The sequence below is a fragment of the Altericroceibacterium endophyticum genome (genome assembly GCF_009827595.1).
GTDB classification, from domain to species: Bacteria; Pseudomonadota; Alphaproteobacteria; order Sphingomonadales; family Sphingomonadaceae; genus Altericroceibacterium; species Altericroceibacterium endophyticum.
The window spans coordinates 241,100-260,594 of sequence record NZ_WTYT01000004.1 but is presented as its reverse complement, the minus strand read 5'-3'; the positions used below and the strand labels follow the sequence as shown (position 1 = coordinate 260,594).

The 19,495-nt window shown below is 57.4% G+C and carries 14 protein-coding genes; 6 read left to right on the top strand and 8 right to left on the bottom strand.

Going from position 1 to position 19,495, the window contains the following annotated elements:
* Positions 1–102: 102 nt before the first annotated feature.
* Together GRI91_RS10405 and GRI91_RS10400 are read right to left on the bottom strand one after the other, a co-directional pair.
* Complete coding sequence (locus GRI91_RS10405) at positions 103–3,144, bottom strand: TonB-dependent receptor domain-containing protein (RefSeq protein ID WP_160736606.1); 3,042 nt, start codon at positions 3,142–3,144, stop codon at positions 103–105.
* 190 nt (positions 3,145–3,334) lie between these two features.
* Positions 3,335–4,810, bottom strand: a complete 1,476-nt coding sequence (locus GRI91_RS10400) for a S10 family serine carboxypeptidase-like protein (RefSeq protein ID WP_160736605.1) — start codon at positions 4,808–4,810, stop codon at positions 3,335–3,337.
* 226 nt (positions 4,811–5,036) lie between these two features.
* Between GRI91_RS10400 and GRI91_RS10395 the strand changes: the two genes are divergently transcribed.
* Together GRI91_RS10395 and GRI91_RS10390 are read left to right on the top strand one after the other, a co-directional pair.
* Positions 5,037–6,257, top strand: a complete 1,221-nt coding sequence (locus GRI91_RS10395) for an aminotransferase class V-fold PLP-dependent enzyme (protein WP_337190357.1) — start codon at positions 5,037–5,039, stop codon at positions 6,255–6,257.
* 33 nt (positions 6,258–6,290) lie between these two features.
* Positions 6,291–7,796: a S10 family serine carboxypeptidase-like protein gene (locus GRI91_RS10390; protein WP_237437791.1), complete on the top strand. Its 1,506-nt coding sequence runs from the start codon at positions 6,291–6,293 to the stop codon at positions 7,794–7,796.
* Positions 7,797–7,854: 58 nt separating this feature from the next.
* On the opposite strand, the gene GRI91_RS10385 is transcribed toward GRI91_RS10390, so the two are convergent.
* Complete coding sequence (locus tag GRI91_RS10385; protein WP_160736603.1) at positions 7,855–8,319, bottom strand: MarR family winged helix-turn-helix transcriptional regulator; 465 nt, start codon at positions 8,317–8,319, stop codon at positions 7,855–7,857.
* A gap of 258 nt (positions 8,320–8,577) precedes the next feature.
* Here GRI91_RS10385 and GRI91_RS10380 point away from each other — a divergent pair, with 258 nt between their 5' ends.
* Positions 8,578–11,448: a TonB-dependent receptor plug domain-containing protein gene (locus GRI91_RS10380; RefSeq protein WP_160736602.1), complete on the top strand. Its 2,871-nt coding sequence runs from the start codon at positions 8,578–8,580 to the stop codon at positions 11,446–11,448.
* Positions 11,449–11,542: 94 nt separating this feature from the next.
* On the opposite strand, the gene GRI91_RS10375 is transcribed toward GRI91_RS10380, so the two are convergent.
* Positions 11,543–13,198, bottom strand: coding sequence for a GMC family oxidoreductase N-terminal domain-containing protein (locus tag GRI91_RS10375; RefSeq protein WP_202385553.1), 1,656 nt, complete (start codon positions 13,196–13,198; stop codon positions 11,543–11,545).
* A gap of 198 nt (positions 13,199–13,396) precedes the next feature.
* On the opposite strand from GRI91_RS10375, the gene GRI91_RS10370 reads away from it, so the two are divergent.
* Positions 13,397–15,070 (top strand): CocE/NonD family hydrolase, encoded by a 1,674-nt coding sequence (locus GRI91_RS10370; protein ID WP_160736600.1) that lies wholly within the window; start codon positions 13,397–13,399, stop codon positions 15,068–15,070.
* Positions 15,071–15,161: 91 nt separating this feature from the next.
* Here the strand turns inward: GRI91_RS10370 and GRI91_RS10365 are convergent, their stop codons facing one another.
* The 3 genes from GRI91_RS10365 to GRI91_RS10355 are packed head-to-tail and all read right to left on the bottom strand — an operon-like array spanning position 15,162 to position 16,579.
* Positions 15,162–15,638, bottom strand: coding sequence for a DUF3237 domain-containing protein (locus GRI91_RS10365; RefSeq protein WP_160736599.1), 477 nt, complete (start codon positions 15,636–15,638; stop codon positions 15,162–15,164).
* A 23-nt stretch (positions 15,639–15,661) separates the two neighbouring features.
* Positions 15,662–16,153, bottom strand: coding sequence for a DUF3237 domain-containing protein (locus GRI91_RS10360; RefSeq protein ID WP_160736598.1), 492 nt, complete (start codon positions 16,151–16,153; stop codon positions 15,662–15,664).
* Between the two features lie 39 nt (positions 16,154–16,192).
* The gene (locus GRI91_RS10355) at positions 16,193–16,579 is read right to left on the bottom strand and encodes a nuclear transport factor 2 family protein (RefSeq protein WP_160736597.1); all 387 of its coding nucleotides are present in this window, start codon (positions 16,577–16,579) and stop codon (positions 16,193–16,195) included.
* Between the two features lie 113 nt (positions 16,580–16,692).
* On the opposite strand from GRI91_RS10355, the gene GRI91_RS10350 reads away from it, so the two are divergent.
* Both GRI91_RS10350 and GRI91_RS10345 read left to right on the top strand, forming a co-directional pair.
* On the top strand, positions 16,693–17,082 hold the full coding sequence (locus tag GRI91_RS10350) for a YybH family protein (protein WP_160736596.1): 390 nt from the start codon (positions 16,693–16,695) through the stop codon (positions 17,080–17,082).
* Positions 17,082–17,885 carry a nuclear transport factor 2 family protein gene (locus GRI91_RS10345; RefSeq protein ID WP_160736595.1) on the top strand — a complete coding sequence of 268 codons (804 nt, stop codon included), beginning with the start codon at positions 17,082–17,084 and terminating at the stop codon, positions 17,883–17,885. The genes GRI91_RS10350 and GRI91_RS10345 overlap by 1 nt, the downstream gene beginning before the upstream one ends.
* Before the next feature lie 162 nt (positions 17,886–18,047).
* Here the strand turns inward: GRI91_RS10345 and GRI91_RS10340 are convergent, their stop codons facing one another.
* Positions 18,048–19,400 carry an MFS transporter gene (locus tag GRI91_RS10340; protein ID WP_160736594.1) on the bottom strand — a complete coding sequence of 451 codons (1,353 nt, stop codon included), beginning with the start codon at positions 19,398–19,400 and terminating at the stop codon, positions 18,048–18,050.
* Between the last annotated feature and the right edge of the window lie 95 nt (positions 19,401–19,495).

Below are 19,495 nucleotides of genomic sequence, written 5' to 3'. Positions count from 1 at the left end.
GTCCTGGAGAAAAAGGCCCGGCTGCAGTGGGAGAGAGGGAATTGTTGCAGCCGGACCTGATCACGCGCCATCACTGGCACGTAGTCGGCAATGAGCCTTTTTTTACCAGAAACGCAGCTTGGCACCGGCCCAGAAGCGACGGCCCAGAATGTCGCCGTAGCTGATCCGGGGATAAGACGGTTCTTCATCGGTAAAGTTGTCGATCCCGGCGCGGAAAGTGATCGCACCGACTTCATATTGCGCCGAAATCGAATGCGTCAGATTGCTGTCGAGACGCGGGTTGGGGTTGTTCTCGATCGTTGCATCCGGCCCGTTCGCCACATCGTCGAGATAATAAGCCTGATAGCTGACCCGCAGCGGACCCTTACTGTAATCGACCAGCAGCTGACCTTCCCAGTCAGGCTTGAGATAGGTGCCGTCGGTACGGGTGAAGGTGTCGCCGGTGACCGAGGTGGTCAGCAGATCATTATGCGTCGCGCTGAGGCGGATGCCGATCTGGCCCATATCGGACCCGTCAAATACGTCACCAAGGCCGAAGCGGTAATCCACCGTGTAGACTTCACCGCGATATTTGATGACACCAGCATTGAACGTGGTGGTGGTACCCGTCACCACTGTGCCGCCGGGAGAAATACCGTCGGTTGCATCGAGCCGGGTGAAGGCACTGCAAATGTCCGGGTCCTGCACCGTATTATCGTAACAGGTGGCGAGGAAATCCTCATTGGTGAAGTAGGACAGGCCATCGGTCAGATCGATCTCGATCCGATCGGCGCTGACTGTGAGGCCCGGCGCGAAAGCGGGCTGCAGCACCACGCCGAAGGTCCAGGTCTTGGAGATTTCGTTGCGCAGATCCGAATTGCCGCCGGTGGTGATGGTGGTGCGGCTGTAATTTTCCGCCGGGTCCTGGAAATTGGCGAGCCGATCTGCTGCGGACAGACCTGCATTGGTGCCATCGGCTTCGACGCCGTAATTGGGATTGGCCTGGAAGGCGGCGAGACAATTGGCGTAGCGCGCTTCGGGATTGGGGCCACTGGTGATGCGATCCGCGTCACAGGGATCGATCCCTGAGCTTTCGAGCGTCGTGGTAGTCGGATTGTAAAGCTGGCCGAGCGAAGGAGCGCGGAAATTGCGGCTGCGGGTCACGCGCAGGGTGACGCCGTCGACCGGTTCCCAGCGGGCGCCGAGATCCCAGACCTGTTCGGTGCCAGCGCTGGAATTGTCGACCAGACGGCCTGCCGCATTGAGTTCGAGACTGCGGATCAGCGGCACGTCCATCGCGCGATCGACCAGCGGGATCAGCAATTCGCCCGAGATTTCATCGGTGTTATAGCCGCCCGAGGTTTCCTGTTCCATCGTGCCGCCGCCAAACAGACCCTGCTGATTGGCTTTGAACGGCGTGAACGTGGCCTGTTCGTCACGATGTTCGTAAGCGAGGCTGAACTTGGCCATACCGGCGGGCAGTTGCACCACATCGCCGCCCAAAGTGGCGAGGAAATCGACCTGTTCGTTCACATAATCCATGCCGGCGCGGACGCTGACATATTGCTTGGCGGCATCGCTGACATTGCCATAGCCGAACGGATTGATCGGGGCGCAGGAAGGATCGTCATTGCCGGCGTCAGCATCGGCATTGATTGCGCAGACGATCTCACCATTCGATTCCACTGCATTGATGGCATTGTTATATTTGGAATTGTCGACATCCCAATGGCTCTGCGTGCCTTCAACGCGGGCATAGCTGCCCGAAACGGACCAGTAGAAATTGCGGTCACCGAGATAGAAATCGCCGTCGAGGCCGAGCACCGCACGATAGGTATCGGTCTTGGTGGTTTGCGTGTTGTCCGGCGTCAGATCGTAGAAATATTTCGACAGGAACAGCGGCGCACCTGCCGCAAAATCGGGATTGGCTGCCGACAGTGCCGTTTTGGCTGAATCGGTCAGATAAGGGTTGTTGATGGTGAAGGTCACCGGACCAGCATAGCTGCCATAATTCAGAATGGTACGGCTCTGGCCCTGGGGGATTTCGGTCCCTTCCGTATGAGCATAGAGCGCTTCGGCGGAAAGCTTCACATTGTCGCTCAGCTCGTAGGAACCCAGCATTGTGGCGGTGTAGCGCTCGACCCCGGTGCGCAGACCAACCAGATCGGTATAGGGAAAGCCTTCGCCGCCACTGGCGAAGGGAATGCCGATATCTTCGCCCGGGTTGTAGCTGACCACTGAACCGTCGGGTGCAAATTGCAGGCCGCCACCGGTGAGGAAAACCGGAACGGGAGCGGGGCGACTGAAGATAACGCCATTGCCGTTGAATTCCCAGAAATGTGCGTCCAGCAATTCCGTGACTGATGGAATACCGTCATTCGGACCGCCATCCGCAGGGTTGCTCACCGTCAGACGTCCCAACCCGGACAGGCGGCGGTCGCCAGAACGCAGCAGCGGGGTTTTGGAATAGCTGACATCGGCGGCGACGTTGCCGCGGCCATCCGCGAAATTGGTGCCCCATGTGCCACGGACCGAATAGGTGTCGTAATCGCCATGTTCGGCGGCACCACCCTGAACGTCGAGCTCCAGCCCTTCGAAATCGTCCTTGAGGACGTAATTGACCACCCCGGCTATGGCATCAGAACCATAAACTGCGGCACCGCCGCCCTGGACGACTTCAACTCTTTCGAGGAGTCCCAGCGGGATGATGTTGGCGTCGACCTGTGCATCTCCAAGACCCGAAGAGCTCGTCACCATTCTGCGCCCGTTTACGAGCGTCAAGGTGCGGCCGGCGCCCAAACCAAATAGATTGGGGAATTGCTGCCCGGAACCACTGGTTCCACCGCTACCGTCCGCCTGATTAAGCGCAGGCGAGTTAGCGGTGATCTGGTTCAGTGCATCTGCCGCGGTCTGGTAGCCGCGGTCTTCGATCACCTGTTCGTCAAGCACGATCCGCGGTGCGCTCTCATTGGCCGGGTCGCGGCGAATACGTGACCCCGTGACGATGATTTCATCGTTCATGCTGGCGGCGGGGGCAGCGTTTGCATCCACTCCCGCAACGGCCTGCGCATCCTGCGCAATGGCCGGAGCCGCTCCGGCGAAAAGCGCAGCGATCGCAGTGGAGGCCATCAATGTTTTGGCTTTATAGACAGAATTCAATTTCATAAGTCCCCCGACACGTCCGAGCTGTCAAACAAATGCCGGGGTTGTCTCTCCCGGCGATGTAATCAGAATGTAACGGATGTGGCGGGGAAAACCTTGCAAAGAGCGGGGCAATTTGCACGTTCAAAGGATAAAATATGCTTGATGATCGCTATTATGTGAATTGATTTGTCATTGATGCGTCGCTGCTGCGTTAATCTTTTGCGAGAAAAGCGGCAATGTCGCGGTCAAATGGTTGCCGCTGCCCTTCCGCCTCATACATCATGTGGCCGCCCGCGTAGCATTTGAGCGTAAAGCGCTCTGCAAGCTGCGGGGCCAGATTGGCAATCGTCGCTTCATTGGCAGCGCAGCTGTTCAAACTGTCATAGAGACCGGCTGCAACCCAGACGCGCAGATCGCGGTTCTTTTCCATCACGCGGCGGGTCCATGGTTGCGATGGACTGGGCGGGCCTTCGCCAGCCATCGCCCGCGCCAGTGATTCCCTGGTGATAGGGGATTGATCATATTGCCAGCTATCGCCGACGGGCAGAGGTGCCGTGTCGATCCCGGCATATTCATCCAGCTGGTAGCCCAGCGTGTCGCGGTAATAGGCTATGACCGCCTGATCGGCTTTTGCAGAATTTTCTTCCGTCTCGGTCGGCATGACCTGACGCATGTCAAAAACATCCAGCACCTTGCCTTGATCGGCCAGCAAACCTTCGCGAAATGCCTTGGGTGATACCCACAGGGTCTTCGTATCGATCTGAGCAGGGGAAAGGCCCTGATACCGCATCAGTCCGGCAATCACCGCGATCTTGCGGGGAAGGGACAGTGCATCGGGATCGCGCAAGGCGGGATACCAGATTTTACGTGCCCAGTTTTCCGACTGGGCCATGGCACTTTCCGGGGCAAGCTGAAGGGTAGGGGGCAATTTATCCAACGCCAGCGCGGTGGCTGTGCGGTTGGGCAGGGAGAGCGCCCGCATGAGCGCGCGATCTTTGATTTCGCCGAGCGGTATGCCGCCCGAAATCAGCCCGATTCCAGTGACCCTTGTGCCTTCATCCTCCAATGTTTCGGCAACGCCACTGGCGCGCCAGGTGCCGAAACTCTCGCCGACCAGAAATAGCTTCGATTTGTCGCGGCCATAGGCTGAGCGGAAACGCTGGATGAAGTCGCTGGTGGCGGCAATATCGCCCACAGTGCTGTAAAGTGTGCTGGCTTCCTCTGGTCCAATCGCCCGGCTGAACCCGGTGCCGGCGGGGTCGACAAAGACCAGATCGCTGACATTCAGGGGGCTGGCGTCATTATCGACAAGGACACCATCCTCCAGCACGCGCGGGCCGAGCGCATGAAAGTGCAGCAACCGGGAATCCGCACCCGGACCACCATTCCAGATGAATGTCAGCGGGCGGTTCTCTTCCGCTTTGCCGGCCAGATAGGCGGTGTAGAAAATATTGCCGAGCGCCGAACCATCCGCATCGGTGACCGTCAAAGTGCCCGCACAGGCGTGATATTTGACTGCTTTGCCGTCAATCTCGACCGAATGATCGCTCTGCACAGCGCCTGCTGCACAGTCCGGCAGGCGCTGCTCGATCTGCTCCGCCAGGCGTGAAACGCGCGGCGAAGAGGCGCAGCCAGCAAGACTGAGCGAAAGTACAATGAGCGGTGCAGTGAAAGCCCAAGGGCGCATCCGGTGTCTCCTGAAATCCAGCGCAGGAAGTTTAGCTGAGAGGCGCAGGCAAATTTATGCGCTTGCCATAGCAGCGGAATGGAAAAACGTGTTGGTATGGCTGCGGCTGATAAGAACTGTGCTTAAAAGCGCAAGATTTATGCGGCGAATATGCGATAGCTTTTGCCACAAGATCGGAATTTTTGCCACAAGATCGGAATTGAGGACAAGACCAATGCAATTTCCCGTGTCGCGACGTTCCCTGCTGGCTGCCGCCGCAGCGATGCCCATAGCCGGTCCTGCGCTCGCCAAATCCGAAGCCCTGATGTCCAGCACATTGCCTGATCTGAAAAGTTTCGCCCCGATGTCGGGCGTATATCTCAATTCCGGGACCATGCATCCCATACCGATCGGTGGCCGCAGGGCGCTCGATGATTATTTGACGATGCGGCAGACGGGCCGCAACATTCATACCTACGATGTCGAGGAGCGGATCAAGGCAAAATTCGCGCGCCTGATCAATGCTTCGGTAGAGGAAATCGCCTTTGTCCAGAGCACCACGGCGGGCGAGCAACTGATCATAGAAGCGCTTGATATGCCCGCATCGGGCGGCGGCATCGTCACTGATACGCTGCATTTTTTCGGCTCCTTCTATCTCTACGAGGAACTGGCGAAGCAGGGGATGGATGTGACATGGCTTCGCGCCGAAAATGGCCGCATCGATGTGGAAGCCTATGAAAAGGCGATTACCGCCGACACAAGGCTGGTCAGCCTCTCTCTCGTATCCACCTATAACGGGTTCGAGCATGATCTGACCCGGATTTGCGAAATTGCCCATGCGCGCGGTGCGATGGTTTATGCGGACATTATCCATGCGGCCGGTACGGTGCCGATCGATGTGCGGGCCAGCGGCGTCGATTTTGCGGCGACCGCCAGTTACAAATGGCTGATGGGCGATTTTGGCCTGGGCTTCCTGTATGTTCGCAAGGACCGGCTGGAACAGCTCAGGCGGCCGAGATATGGCTATTACCAGATCAGTGGTTTCCAGACCCATGTCTACCCATTCGATCCGCCGGGTGATGAGATTGCCGACATTACCGCGCGTGATGATGCGCAAGGCCATTTCGCCATGGGGACGCATTCTCACACCGTTCTGCCGCTGCTGGATTGGTCACTGGCGCATTTGCTCGATCTGGGGATCGATAATCTGGTCGCCTATCGCCGCCCGCTGCTGGAGCGGCTGCACGAACAATTGCCGGCCAAGGGCTATCAGGTGGTCACACCCCGGGATAGCCGCACTCCGCTGCTTACCTGCGTGTTTGAGGATGCGCATAAGCGTTTGGCAGAGCCGCTTGAAAAAGCGAGCATCTCCATGACCGTGTCCCGCAATCGCTTCCGCTTTTCACCATCCTTCTTCAATACGATGGATGACATTGATCAGGCGCTTGATGCTTTGCCGAATGTCTGACCGCCATATCTGGGCCATATCTGGGATAGACCTATGTTTGTAAAAATCACGCGTGCGGCACTTCCATTCGCGCTTGGCCTGATTGCTGCCGCGCAGCCGGCAATGGCGCAGCAATTCGACAAGCCGATGCCCGAAAGCTTCCTACGGGCGATGGATCCCATGGTGGCCCGTAACGCTGCGGCTTATAATGTCACGACCAGCGATCACAGCGCGCGAATAAATGGGCGCGAGATTCCCTATCAGGCGCAGGTCACGGAGCTCCCACTGCCCAATCAGGATGGCGATATCGCTGTTGTTGGTGTCAGCTATGCCTATGTCGCCAGTGATGTGGCGGATCGTGCATCGCGCCCCGTATTGTTCATTTTCAATGGCGGGCCGGGGGCGTCTTCTTCGCCGCTTCACTTGCAGGCATTCGGGCCGCGCCGCAAGGTTGGCGAAGGTGCCGATCTGCACCTTGAAGACAATGCCTACAGCCTGCTCGACGTCGCCGATCTGGTTTTTATCGATCCACCGGGCACCGGCGCGAGTATGCCGGTTGAGGGCGCAGACCCCAGCGGTCTGTTCGGTGTAACGGGCGATGCGGATGCCGTGACCAGCATGATTTACAGCTGGCTCGACAGTAATGACCGTATGGACAGCCCAATCGCGATTATGGGGGAAAGTTACGGTACGGCGCGGACGCTTGCCATTCTGGACCGTATACAAAAACGCGAGCTGAAAATGCCTGCGGGTATTGCCTTGCTCTCGCTGGCGATAGGGGACGACAAAGGTCCGCTGGCATCCAATGTGACCGTCTTACCGACACTGGCCGCCACTGCGTGGTATCATCAGGCAATCGATCGCGGCGGCAAGAGCGTGCAGCAGCATTTCGATGAGGCCTTGCACTTCGCGCAAACGGAATATCTGCAGGCTTTGGTTCGCGGGGTGGATTTGCCCGCGTCAGAAAAGCGTGCCGTGGCGGAGAAAATGTCAGCCTTGATCGGATTGCCGCCAGAGGATCTGATGGCCAGCAATCTGCACCTTTCCAAGCATGATTTCATGCTGTCGCTACTCAGCGAAGAGGGGCTGCGCATCGGCCAGCTCGACGGACGGGCGAAACGGGCCATTGCCGACAGCAATCTGCAGCCACCCTTTGATGATCCGTCCATGACCCTTGGCACCGGCACGGGTGATCTGATCGCCCGCTATTTCAAGGATGAACTGGGGTACAGCTTGCCCAGCGAGTATCGCAGTCTGAATCTCGGGATCAATTTCAAATGGGATTGGGGGGGCAGTTATGAAACGGCGCGTTTCACGCCCTATCTGATGGCGGCCTATCATCAGGACCCCGATCTTAAATTGTTCACCTCAGGTGGATATTATGACATCACGACGCCTGCTTATGCCGGTGTCTTTGCACTGGATCAGGCTGGTGTTCCACGCGCAAAGCGTGCCACGCATTTCTATGCGTCGGGACATTCCGTGTTTGAGGATGAGGGGGAGCTGAAGAAACTCAGTGCAGATCTCCGGGGGTTCCTGCACGGTTTGTCTGGAGAATAAGGTAGATCAAGGGCAGCTGAAATCAGCTGCCCATTTGATGTCCCCGCCGGACCGGCCTTCAGGCCTGGTCCCGCTCGCGAATAACGGCCTTGGCGATTACTTCCATTGCGCGGTCGAATTCAACGCGCTCATCAGAGCTGAGGTCCTTGGTGATTTCGGTGAAATAGGTGCGGCGTGTATCCCGGACCTTTTCAAACAGTGATTTCCCCGCTTCGGTGGGGGAAATAATCTGCCGCTTGCGGCTGCCTTCTTCATAATCGCGCGTCACAAGACCGGAGGTGAGCATCGCCTTCACAGCGCGGCTGATTTCGGACGGGTCGATTTCAGAGGCTTCGCCGAGATAGCTGCCAGAGGTCGGGCCAAGTGTGCAGATAAAGGCCAGAACACGCCATTGTGCGACGGAAATGCCAAAGTCGTGCTGCAGGCGTTTTGAGCTGATCCGATCGATCATCTTGGCCAGCAGTAACAATCGTTGCGGAATATGGTCCGGGCCGAACAGTGTCCAGGAAGCAGGTAAAGACATGGCGAAGCTCATGTAGTGGAGGAATCAAGAATGCAAGTCAAAAGGGCTGCTTCATGCAGAAATGCAACAGTCTGGGGGAAACTCCGATGTCGTTGTAGATATACTTGACATCTCAACAACTATCAGTGACGGTCCGCACTGCAAGAGGCAAGGGCGCATTCGCTCAGCCAGACAAAAAACAACGATTTTCATCTGCGCCTCGAATCAGAGGGTGCGGGATATAAAGCGGGCAAAGAACCGCAATTTTGGGAGAGTGTGATGACCAAGCAGAGCATGATTGCGCATGGGCGCCGCGTTAATGCAGGAGTGAGTCTCCTGGCACTGACCCTGGCTGCCGGTCTGGCAAGCCCGGCAATGGCTCAGTCGGCTGATGGGCAAGAGCTTCAGGAGCCGCCTGTCTCGACACAGGAAGGCCCGGCCACTTTTGAGCCCACGACCAGCGATCAGACGATCGTGGTGACCGGATCGCGTCTGTCGCGTACCGGCTTCGATGCGCCGTCACCGGTTTCCATCGTCGGCGCCGACCAGATCGGCGCGCAGGGCGCCAGCAATGTTGCGCAGGTGCTGAACGATATTCCGGCCTTCCGGCCGCAGGCAACTCCGGCGACCACCGCCATCTTTGCCAATAATATCGGCGCGAGCACGGCCGACCTTCGCGGCCTTGGTGCCAATCGTACGCTGGTGCTGATCGATGGCCGCCGTGTTGTGCCTTCCACCGTTTCGGGCAGCTCGTTTGCTGCGGCGGGTGCGGTCGATCTCAACATGATCCCGGCTTCGCTGATCAAGCGCGCCGAAGTGGTAACCGGCGGTGCATCGGCAGCTTACGGTTCGGACGCAGTTGCCGGTGTCGTCAACGTCATTCTCGATACCGATCTCGACGGTATCAAGGGATCGGTCCAATATAGCGAAGCCGACGTTGGCGATAATGAGGAATGGTTTCTGTCGCTGGCAGGCGGCACCAGCTTCGCCGAAGGCCGCGGGCGCTTTGTCGCGGGTGTCGATTATGTCGATAATAAGGGCACCGGCGACTGCTATTCGCGTGACTGGTGCGCGCTGTCCTACAACACGATCAGCAACCCGGGCGGTGTGGACGGGTTGCCGCCGACAATCATCGCTCCCAACACGCGGGTCGCATTGGGCACAAAAAATGGCCTGATTATCGGCGGGCCGCTGCGCGGGACCGAATTCAATGCCGATGGCACGACCTTCCAGCATGATTACGGCACCTATTACGGGGCTGGCTTGTTCCAGAGCGGGGGCAGCGGGACCAAGAACGCCTTCTATGAAAATTTCGCCGTTTCTTCACCCAGCGAACGGATCAACACTTTCGCTCATGCTGAATACGATCTTTCCCCGGGCACGAAGATCTTTGCTGAGGGTGCCTATTCACGGGTTACCGCCACCACGCTCGGTGCGCAGCGTCGTGATATCGCCAATATCACGATCACGCGCGACAATGCGTTTCTGCCCGACAGTGTGGCCGCGCAAATGGATGCGCTGGAGCTTCCGAGCTTCCGCATGGGGCGCATGTGGAACGATATCGGCCCGACCATCAATGACGTAAAGCGCGAGACCTATCGCGGTGTAGTCGGCATCGAGGCTGAGTTGAGCGCCGATTGGAGCCTCGATGCTTATTATCAATATGGACAGACCGATTACGCCCAATCCGTGGCCAACAATACGATCAACTCACGCCGGGCCCTTGCGCTCGATGCCGTGATCGATCCGGATAGCGGCGAGGCAGTGTGCCGTGCGACGCTCGCCGGCGATCCGGCGGCGGCAGGCTGCGCTCCGCTTAACCCCTTCGGCGATGGGGCACCTACGGCTGCGGCGGTGGATTATGTGACCGGCACGGCGCTCCAAACCACCAAGATGACTCAGCATGTGGCCTCGCTGGCCGTGCAGGGCAGTTTGTTCCAGCTTCCCGCCGGTGCTCTGGCAGTGGCGACAGGTGTTGAATTTCGTAAGGACAAGGCAACCGGCACGGCGGATGAAATCTCCCGTGCGCTCGATTTCTACACGAGCCCGGGATCACCGATCGATGGTTCGGTGGATGTCTGGGAGGGCTTCGTCGAACTTGGCGCGCCGATTACCGATACGATCAACCTCAATGGCGCGGTGCGTCTGACCGATTACAGCACTTCCGGCTCTGTCACGACCTGGAAGGTCGGCGCGGACTGGGAGCCTTTCGATTGGGTGAGGCTGCGTGCAACGCGCTCGCGTGACATCCGCGCACCCAATATTTTCGAGCTGTTCGGCCCGCCGCAAAGTTCGTTCCAGTCGATCAACGATCCGGCGAACGGGGGAGCGCAGGTGCTTTCGTCGGTACTGCTGGGTGGCAATGTCAATCTGCAACCGGAAAAAGCCGATACCTGGACGGCTGGCATTGTTCTGCAGCCGGACGTCGGAGCAGGGCGACTGCGGCTCTCTGTCGATTATTACGACATCCAGCTCGACGGTGCGATTTCGACGCTGGGTGCGCAGGTTATCCTCAATCGCTGCGATGAAGGGGTGACTGAACTGTGTGACCTGGTGACGCGTGACGGTGACGGTCTGATCAGCCAGGTGCGCAATTACAATCTCAACCTCAACACGTTGATTACGCGGGGCTGGGATGTTGAGGCCTATTACGGTCTGCCCATGTCGACATTTTCTGACGGCATGCCCGGTGAATTGTCGCTGCGGGCGATGGCTACGATCGTCAATGATTTGATCACCGAAGACCCGAGCGGGGACAAGGTTGACCGGGCGGGCATGAACGGTTCGCCCGTGTCGCAGCCCTCTGGTGTGCCGACATATATAATCAATGCCTATCTCGGCTATAAGGATGATGCCTTTTCAGGCCAGGTCCAGCTGCGCCATATTTCGGACGGCAAATATAACAATGATCTGGTCGAAGGCGTGGATATCAACGATAACCATGTCGGTGCATGGACCTATGTGAACCTCAATCTGGGCTACAAATTGTGGCGCGATGGGGATCGTAATGTCGAACTGTATGGTGTGGTCCACAATCTGTTCGACAAGGATCCGCCGGTCGACATTCCCTCCAGTTTCGGCCCGACGAACAATGTGCTCTATGACGTTGTCGGCCGGACCTACCGCGTGGGTGTCCGCTTCAAATATTGATCAAATAAATAGGGGCGGCGAGCATATCTCGCCGCCCCTGATAGTTTGGTATCCTCGAAAGGCTGGAGCATGCGCTCCAGCCTTCTTTTTATGGTCAGGCCGCGAGTGTGTCCTGCCGCGGCAATTCGGCCGGAGCGAGGCTGGTGCCGCGGATCAGGTCCGCCGCCTTTTCACCCACCATAATCGATGGCGCATTGGTGTTGCCGCCTGGAACCGTTGGCATGATCGATGCGTCACAGACGCGGAGATTTTCCACTCCGCGTACCCGCAATTGCGGATCGACCACGGCTTCCTCATCAATCCCCATGGCGCAGGTGCCGACAGAATGATGGGTGGTGATGAGGACGCTGCGCAGCCATGCCTCGATCTCATCGCGCGACTGGACGTCGGCACCGGGCAAGTTCTCTTGCGCGACAATGCTGGCCAATGGCTCGGTCTTGTAAAGTTCGCGGACCATTTCGACGCTGTTGATCAGTGTTTCCACGTCGGAACGGTCGGACATCAGATTAAGCGTGATACGCGGTTTATCTGCAGGGTCGGCAGAGCGTAATTCCATCCATCCGCGGCTCTTGGGTTGCAGCAGGCAGACGACCGAAGTCATGCGGTGTTGTTGCTTCTTGCTGATCAGCGGAACCCACGGCTTGGCATCCGCTGCGATGGGGTTGAAATAGATCTGCAGATCGGGATGGGCGAGTTCGGGCCGCGATTTGATTTCCGCATGGCAGCTATTGCATTGCGTGGTCATCAATCCTTTGCCCAGCAGCAACCATTGCGCAAATGACAGCGCGACCTTGTCAGCGCGCAGATCCTTGATCAGCGTCACCGGTTCGCGCGCGGCATGTTCAGTCCAGAAACCGGCATGTTCGGAAAGATTGCGGCCCACACCGGGCAGATCGACAATCGGATCGATCCCCATATCCTTGAGATGATGGGCGGGGCCGATACCCGACAGCATCAGCAATTGCGGCGAATTATACACACCGCCCGCTAGGATTACTTCGCGCCCGGCAAGAGCCCGCTTCTCCTCGTCATTTTGCTGATAGACGATGCCCGTGGCCTTTTTCCCGTCCATCAGGATGCGCGTGGCATAGGCCTTGGTTTCGATATGGAGATTGGGCCGGTTGCGAATCGGATGGAGATAGGCCCGGGCCGCGCTGGATCGGCGCCCGCGCGAATCCACCGTCACATCGCCGCCGCCAAAACCTTCGGGCATGGATCCGTGGTGATCATCCGTGATCGGATAGCCGGCATTGCGCGCCGCCTCGATCACCGGTTCGCCCAGAAAGCGTTCCTTCTGCACACGGCTGACCTGCAACGGGCCAGAGCCGCCGTGATAGGTGCCTTCACCGCGCCAATTGGTCTCAGACCGTTTGAAATAGGGCAGGACATCTTCAAAGCCCCAGCCACTGCAGCCCATTTGCCGCCACAGATTGTAATCTTCCGGATGACCACGCGAATAGAGCATCGCATTGATGGTTGACGATCCGCCCAGCACCTTGCCGCGTGGCAAGGGAATACGGCGGTCATTGAGATGCGGTTCAGGCTCTGTTTCGTAAGACCAGCTGGTATCGGGATAGCGCCAGCTGTGGAAGCCGAGCGCCATGCGGTAGAAGAACTGATTATCCTCTCCGCCAGCCTCCAGTAGCAGAACCGACACATTCGGATCTTCGGTCAGCCGGTGAGCTATCACGCTGCCGGCGGAACCGGCACCCACAATCACATAGTCATACTGTTTGCTTTCAGCAGTCACACGCATCTCCCTTTCCGGCAAATTTGCCGGGATTGTTCTTTTATACTTGACCAAAACGTTGATCTGTCAACAATCTGGTTAAGGTGACGCATCGCGGCGTCTTTGCGGCCCATTCATATCGGCTTAGGCCAAGCAAGAAAAGCGAACTTAAAAATACATGGTCCGGCAAGGACCGCAATTCGGGAAGAGGACGCCAATATGGCACAAAGTGGTTTCGAACTGATAATGCGTGACGGGGTCGATCCTTCGACTGCGCCAGGTAAACCGCCTTTGCCGCCGCGCGATTATAATCGCCGGGTTGAAGATGGCTTGCTGATAGAGCGCAATGTCGAAGTGCCGATGCGCGACGGGATTCGCATTCTGGTCGATATCTATCGTCCGGCGGATAATCCCGAAGGTGATCTGCCGATCATCCTCGGCTGGAGCCCCTATGGCAAACATGGCCTGTCCGCATCCCTATGGCCGCCAGCCGGGGTTGAAGAGGGCTGGATGTCGCGCTTCACCGCCTTTGAGGCACCTGATCCGGCATTCTGGTGCGCGGCGGGATATGCCGTGGTCTTTGCCGACCCGCGTGGCGCATGGCTGTCGGAAGGCGATCTGCGTCACAATGGGATTGGCGAGGCGGAGGATTGCTATGATTGTATAGAATGGCTGGCCCAGCTGGAATGGACCAATGGGAAGATCGGAATGACCGGTGTTTCCTATCTTGCCGCCGTCCAATATCTGGTCGCATCCTTAAAGCCGCCGCATCTGGCGGCGCTCAATCCGTGGGAGGGCTTTTCCGATTGGTACCGGGAATTCGCCTATCACGGGGGCATTCGAGAAACCGGTTTCGTGCCGCGGGGATCGGACAATCTGCGCTTTTCGCTGAACCGGACGGAGGACACCAACGCCAATGTGCAGGCGCATCCGCTCTATGATGATTACTGGCGCAGCAAGGAGATCGATCTCGAAGCGATCGATATTCCGGCTTTCGTGGTCGCCAGCTGGTCCGATCAGGGGCTGCATACGCGCGGCACGATCGAGGCGTTCCGCTGCATGTCATCCAAGCAAAAGTGGCTTCATGTTCATGGCCAGAAGAAATGGGCGCATTATTACATGCCTGAAAGCCGGGCAAAGCAGCGGGCCTTCTTCGATCACTTCCTGAAAGGCGTGGATAATGACATGCCTGAATGGCCACGTGTTTCTTTTCAGACCTGTGAAGGCGCGAAAAAATGTGTGACCCATGCTGAGGAGGAATGGCCGCTGAAACGCACCGAATATCGCCGTCTTCATTTGAATACGAGCGATATGAGCATGGTGTCTGACGCGGTCGAGGGGGCTGGCTCGATTTCCTACGATCCTTGTGACGAGCGCGGTGAAACGGTGTTCACTCATCAGTTTGAGGAGGATACGGAAATCACCGGCTATCTCAGCCTGCGCTTGTGGGTGGAAGCTGCAGATGCCGAGGATATGGATCTGTTCGTCGCGTTGCAGAAACGCGATGAGCGGAACGAACCTGTCGGCTTCCATTTCTATGCATTCTACGAAAATGGCCCGATGGCGCTGGGCTGGCTGCGGGTAAGTCATCGTGAGCTGGATGAAGAGCGCAGCACAAAGTGGCGCCCGGTCCATAAGCATATGCGCGAACAGCTGCTGAAACCGGGTGAGATCGTGCCGGTGGATATCGAGATCTGGCCGTCTTCAGCCTTGTTCCGGGCCGGTGAAAGTCTGCGTCTGGTGGTGAAGGGGATGGACATCTATCGCGATGCGCTGCCCAATTTGCCCTTCGCGCGGCACGAAGATTTGCGCAATTGCGGCCAGCATATCATCCATGCCGGCGGCGATTATGACAGCTATCTGCAAATCCCGGTAATCCCGCCGCGGAGTTGAGGACTGACATGAAAAAGCGGTGCGGAGGCTAAAGCCTGACGCACCGCTTTTATGCTGATCAGCATGTGCCGGAGAAGGCAATGGACTGTGTTCAGCGTACCGCGTAATAGGTGAAGATCGAATGATCGGGGTTGGCACAGCGCCTGCCGGCGCCGACGAAGACCGTTTTGCCCAACCAGTCATGCGGTCCCTCTGGCACGATGAAGGTCGGTGCAAATTTGAAATAGCTGGGCTGCAACACGCCGCCTATCACTTCATCAACGCCTTCTGTTCCGGGAACAAGATATCCATTGTTGTTGATATAGATCTTGGTCCCGTCATCCGCTTCAAGCATGTAGTGCGACTTGATCACGATTGTGCCGTCACCGCGCACATCGGCAAAATCTGCGCCGCTGTCGGGCACGATTTTGCCGCTCAGCCGCGGACCGTATATTTCTCCGCTGGCACAGGGCGTATAGCCCTTGTGCCCGCCGCCCGGCAGCGGGCCGAAGATGCAGCGTTCGGGGCGGAAGAAAACCTTCATCTCAAACACATATTCGAGATGAGCTGGCACGTTGCCATTGGTCATGCCTGTATCCATTTTGTCGTGCCTCACAGCAATTGGAAGTAATGGATGCGGTTGGCCTGGGGCACCTTTTCGGCCACGCCGACAAAGATGTGCTTGCCCAGCCAGTCATGCGGCCCTTCAGGCACATCGAATTTGGGCGAGACGCGCATGTAATATTCATCATGCCCGACCGGTTCGTTGCGGGCCATGCGATCCATCGCATCGCCTTCAGCCCAGCGATAGCCGCGGCTTTGCAAGTAAATCGGCGTGCCGTCATCTGCTTCCAGAAAGTAGCGCGCGTCAAAATCGATCACGCCATTGGGGCGCACGAGAGGAAAGTCGCCGCCGCTCATCGGAACGACGCGGCCCTTGATGCGAGGACCTTCGAAGGTGCCATCCGCAGCCCAGATGCCGGCCCGGGTTTGCCCGGTGCTGGAGGGTTCAATCCATATCGGTTTGGTCAGATTGATACTGACGGTGAAGGCGAATTCGAATTGCGGGGCGAAAGGGTGCGCACCAGCGCTGGGCTCAGTCATGAATAATCCTTGTTGTTTTGAAAGGTGTAGGGAGCCGCTTCAATTCGGCAGCGTTCGGTAACGCGCACCGAGAATGCGGTGAAATTTGTTGTCCCGAAGATAGTAATATCCCAGACTTTCGATGTTCAGCACATCGCCTTTGGCCATCGGTCCGGCGACAAAATCAGGCCAGTCTTCCAGAGCGTAAAATTCGGTGCGGCAATGAACCGCAAAACTGGTTTCACCCGGCGCTACGCTCAATATTTCCAGCGTTTCGCGGATGCGTGATTTTACGTCGCGGTAGAAATCCAGAATAGCCGATCGGCCGATGATCTCGCGCTTGTCGCCAAGGCGGAACACCACATCGTCATGATAATAAGCGCCGAAGCCTTCAAAATCATCTGCGTTGAAGCAGGCGACATAATGCGCATATTCATTTTCTGTCATGGCTTTCCTATCCTCTAAGACCAGAGAATAGCAAAGTTATTTGCTTGATCAATCATCATGTGTTTTCTTGGCTATTCAGAGCGTGATAACATCCGCCAGATTGGGAGAGAGCAATGACCAAAGAAGAATTCATGCAAGACTATATCGGCGCGTTTAATCGCGGCGATTTTGACGGTTTTACCCGTTTTTATGCTGATGATGTCGACTTTGATCTGGGCGGGAAACGCCGGATCAAAGGGCGTCAGGCGATCCGCGAATTTTATGAAGGCGTTTTTGCCCGGATCGACGAGACGCTTGATGTGACGCAGCTGGTTATCGATGATGAAGGGGCGGCCTGCATTATCGTAACCGAGTTCAAGGCGCTGGAGGATTGGAGCGACTTTATCGCCGGCCCCATCCGCAAAGGCGAATCCATCTTTATCGAAAGTTTCATTTTTTATCGCATCGGCCCTGATGGAAAGTTCACCCATGTCCGCACGGCGCGGTCGCAGGGGAAGGCCTGATGCTCTTCGACTATCCCGCCTATATCGAAGTGTTCAATGCCGGTGACGATGCCCGGCTGGTCGATGAATTCTATCACGACGATCTGGTCTTCACGGGAGGGTCGCGTCGTTATGAAGGCAAACAGGGGCTGCGGGATTTTCTCGCCTGGGCGCATGATGGCGTGCGCGAAGTGATGCGTGTGCAGCATTATGCGCGCAGTGGTGACATATTATTTGCTGATGTGGATATGGATTTCCATGCGCTGAAAGAACGGCCGGACTTTCCCTTCGGCCATTTATTTCCGGGTGACAGTGTGACGGTGAAATTTCATGTCACCTATCGTCTGCGCGATGAAAAGGTTGTGGCGCTCAATTCCATGACCTGGCCACCCGAATATGGCGTCACCAAGGCGCCGCGGCTTGGCGCGCATCCCTCGCAGATTGCGGCCTATCATGCCTATACGGCTGCTTTCAGTAATGCCGATCATGCACGCTACAGCGCTTTTTACACCGATGATGTCACGCTGAAGCTGAACACGATGCCGCAAATAAACGGCAAGCAGGGGATCGTCGATTTCTATGCGCCGATGTTTGAAGGCATTCGCGAAGACCTGACCATCCATAAGCTGCTGGCGGATGATGACGCGATTTTTGCGGATACGACCAGCACCTTTACCGCATTGCGGGACAGCCCTGATTTCGTGGTTATGCCACTGGCTGAAGGGGACTGGGTGAAGGTGCGTGTTTTCGTGTTTTATACACTGCGTGATGGCCTGATCTCGGCAATCCGGGTGGCGCGGGCAGGCGAGCCGGAGCGCTGCTGATCCAGCCCATCCACTTTCGGCCTTAAACGCGCCGCCGCCATTCAGGCTGGCGGCGCATCGCTTGAACATGCAATCGGGACGAAACTCTCATCATCCCGGGCGTAAACCAGCCGTAGATAGTTTTCATTTCATTCGCTGGAACCCTGCGCCGTCAGAGGAGCATCAGGCCAACGCGGCCTTGGCTCCCTGGTAATCCTTCACCTGTTGGGTACGGCCCAGCAGAAACACCAGAACGGCAACCACAAACGGCACGATAGCGGCAAGGCCCAGCGTGAGTTGCAGCGTGAAATTATTGCCAATGGCAATGCCGCCATAGATCGGCGCCAGAACTCCGCCAACGCGGCCTGCACCGCCAGCCCAGCCGAGCGCCGTGCTGCGCATGCGCGGCGGATAGATCTGCGTGATGAAGGTGTTGAGACCTGCTTGTCCGCCGGTTTGCAAAAAGCTCCAGAGGATCAGCACCGGCATGAAAATGGCGGATTCAAAGGGGATCAACGATATGGCGATCATCGTGCAGGCGAGCCCGATATAGAAGATCGGGATCATCTTCGTCGCGTCGAACTTGTCCATCAGATAGCCGATGGTCAGGGTGCCCGTCACCCCGCCAAGATAGGCGATCATCGCCGAGACGGCGAAGCGCTGGATCGGAATATTGGCCATTTCCTGGAAGAAAGTGGGCAACCATGCGGCCATCAGCGCGATGGACGTCATGGATAGCAGGCACGCGCTCCAGATAATCATCGTCATCAAGCCGCGGCCATTGGTGAAGACATCTGAAAGTTTGGCCTTTTGGGCCTTGTCCTGTTCCTGCCCCAGTGCGAAAAATTCATCGCCGGACAGGCTGACGCGCGGGTCCATGCGGCGGATGGTGGCGGCCAGAGTGGGATCTTTCGGATTGCGTTCAGCCCGGAATTTGAGCGATTCGGGAACGACAAACATGAGGAGCGGAACGCAGAGCAGCGGAACGAGGCCGCCAATCCAGAACCCGCTTTGCCAGCCATAGGAATCGAGCAGCCAGGCGGCTACCGCGCCGCTGGCGGCACTGCCGCTGGAATAGCCGGCCAGGGCCAGTGCCACGAAGGTGGAGCGTTTGCGCTTTGGCGTGGTTTCGGAAATCAGCGCCAGCGCCATGGGCAGGCCCGCGGCCATGAATATGCCGGCCAGCCCGCGCAATATGGAAAGGTGTAGTAAGGTTTCAGCCTGCGTGCTCAACAGCGTAATCACGCCAAAAATCGCGCAGCAGGCCATCAGCATGAAACGCCTGCCGAACCGATCGGCCAGAGGGGAAACAGTGAAGGCACCGATGGCGAGGCCGACTTGCTGAAAGACGAATAATTCGGTCATCGCCTCGGGCGGCTGACCATAGCTTTCGGCAATGGCAGGCGCGATCTTGCCCACCATGAAAATGTCAAAACCATCAATGAAGCAAACCAGTCCGCAGACCAGCAACACGGTCAGCTGCACGGGCCCAATTCGCTGATCGTCGACAAAACGCTCTATATCGAAGCGAGCCATCACTTTCTCTCCCATCCGACATTGGTGTCGGTTGGTGGCTAGAAATCATGTTATCGTTGAGAGATCAAGATTTCCCTTCCGTCGAGGAGCGATTT

Coding starts and splice junctions, on each gene's coding strand:
- GRI91_RS10405 (WP_160736606.1), bottom strand. CDS start 3,144: ATGAAATTGAATTCTGTCTATAAAGCCAAAACATTGATGGCCTCCACT.
- GRI91_RS10400 (WP_160736605.1), bottom strand. CDS start 4,810: ATGCGCCCTTGGGCTTTCACTGCACCGCTCATTGTACTTTCGCTCAGT.
- GRI91_RS10390 (WP_237437791.1), top strand. CDS start 6,291: ATGTTTGTAAAAATCACGCGTGCGGCACTTCCATTCGCGCTTGGCCTG.
- GRI91_RS10385 (WP_160736603.1), bottom strand. CDS start 8,319: ATGTCTTTACCTGCTTCCTGGACACTGTTCGGCCCGGACCATATTCCG.
- GRI91_RS10380 (WP_160736602.1), top strand. CDS start 8,578: ATGACCAAGCAGAGCATGATTGCGCATGGGCGCCGCGTTAATGCAGGA.
- GRI91_RS10370 (WP_160736600.1), top strand. CDS start 13,397: ATGGCACAAAGTGGTTTCGAACTGATAATGCGTGACGGGGTCGATCCT.
- GRI91_RS10365 (WP_160736599.1), bottom strand. CDS start 15,638: ATGACCAATGGCAACGTGCCAGCTCATCTCGAATATGTGTTTGAGATG.
- GRI91_RS10360 (WP_160736598.1), bottom strand. CDS start 16,153: ATGACTGAGCCCAGCGCTGGTGCGCACCCTTTCGCCCCGCAATTCGAA.
- GRI91_RS10355 (WP_160736597.1), bottom strand. CDS start 16,579: ATGACAGAAAATGAATATGCGCATTATGTCGCCTGCTTCAACGCAGAT.
- GRI91_RS10350 (WP_160736596.1), top strand. CDS start 16,693: ATGACCAAAGAAGAATTCATGCAAGACTATATCGGCGCGTTTAATCGC.
- GRI91_RS10345 (WP_160736595.1), top strand. CDS start 17,082: ATGCTCTTCGACTATCCCGCCTATATCGAAGTGTTCAATGCCGGTGAC.
- GRI91_RS10340 (WP_160736594.1), bottom strand. CDS start 19,400: ATGGCTCGCTTCGATATAGAGCGTTTTGTCGACGATCAGCGAATTGGG.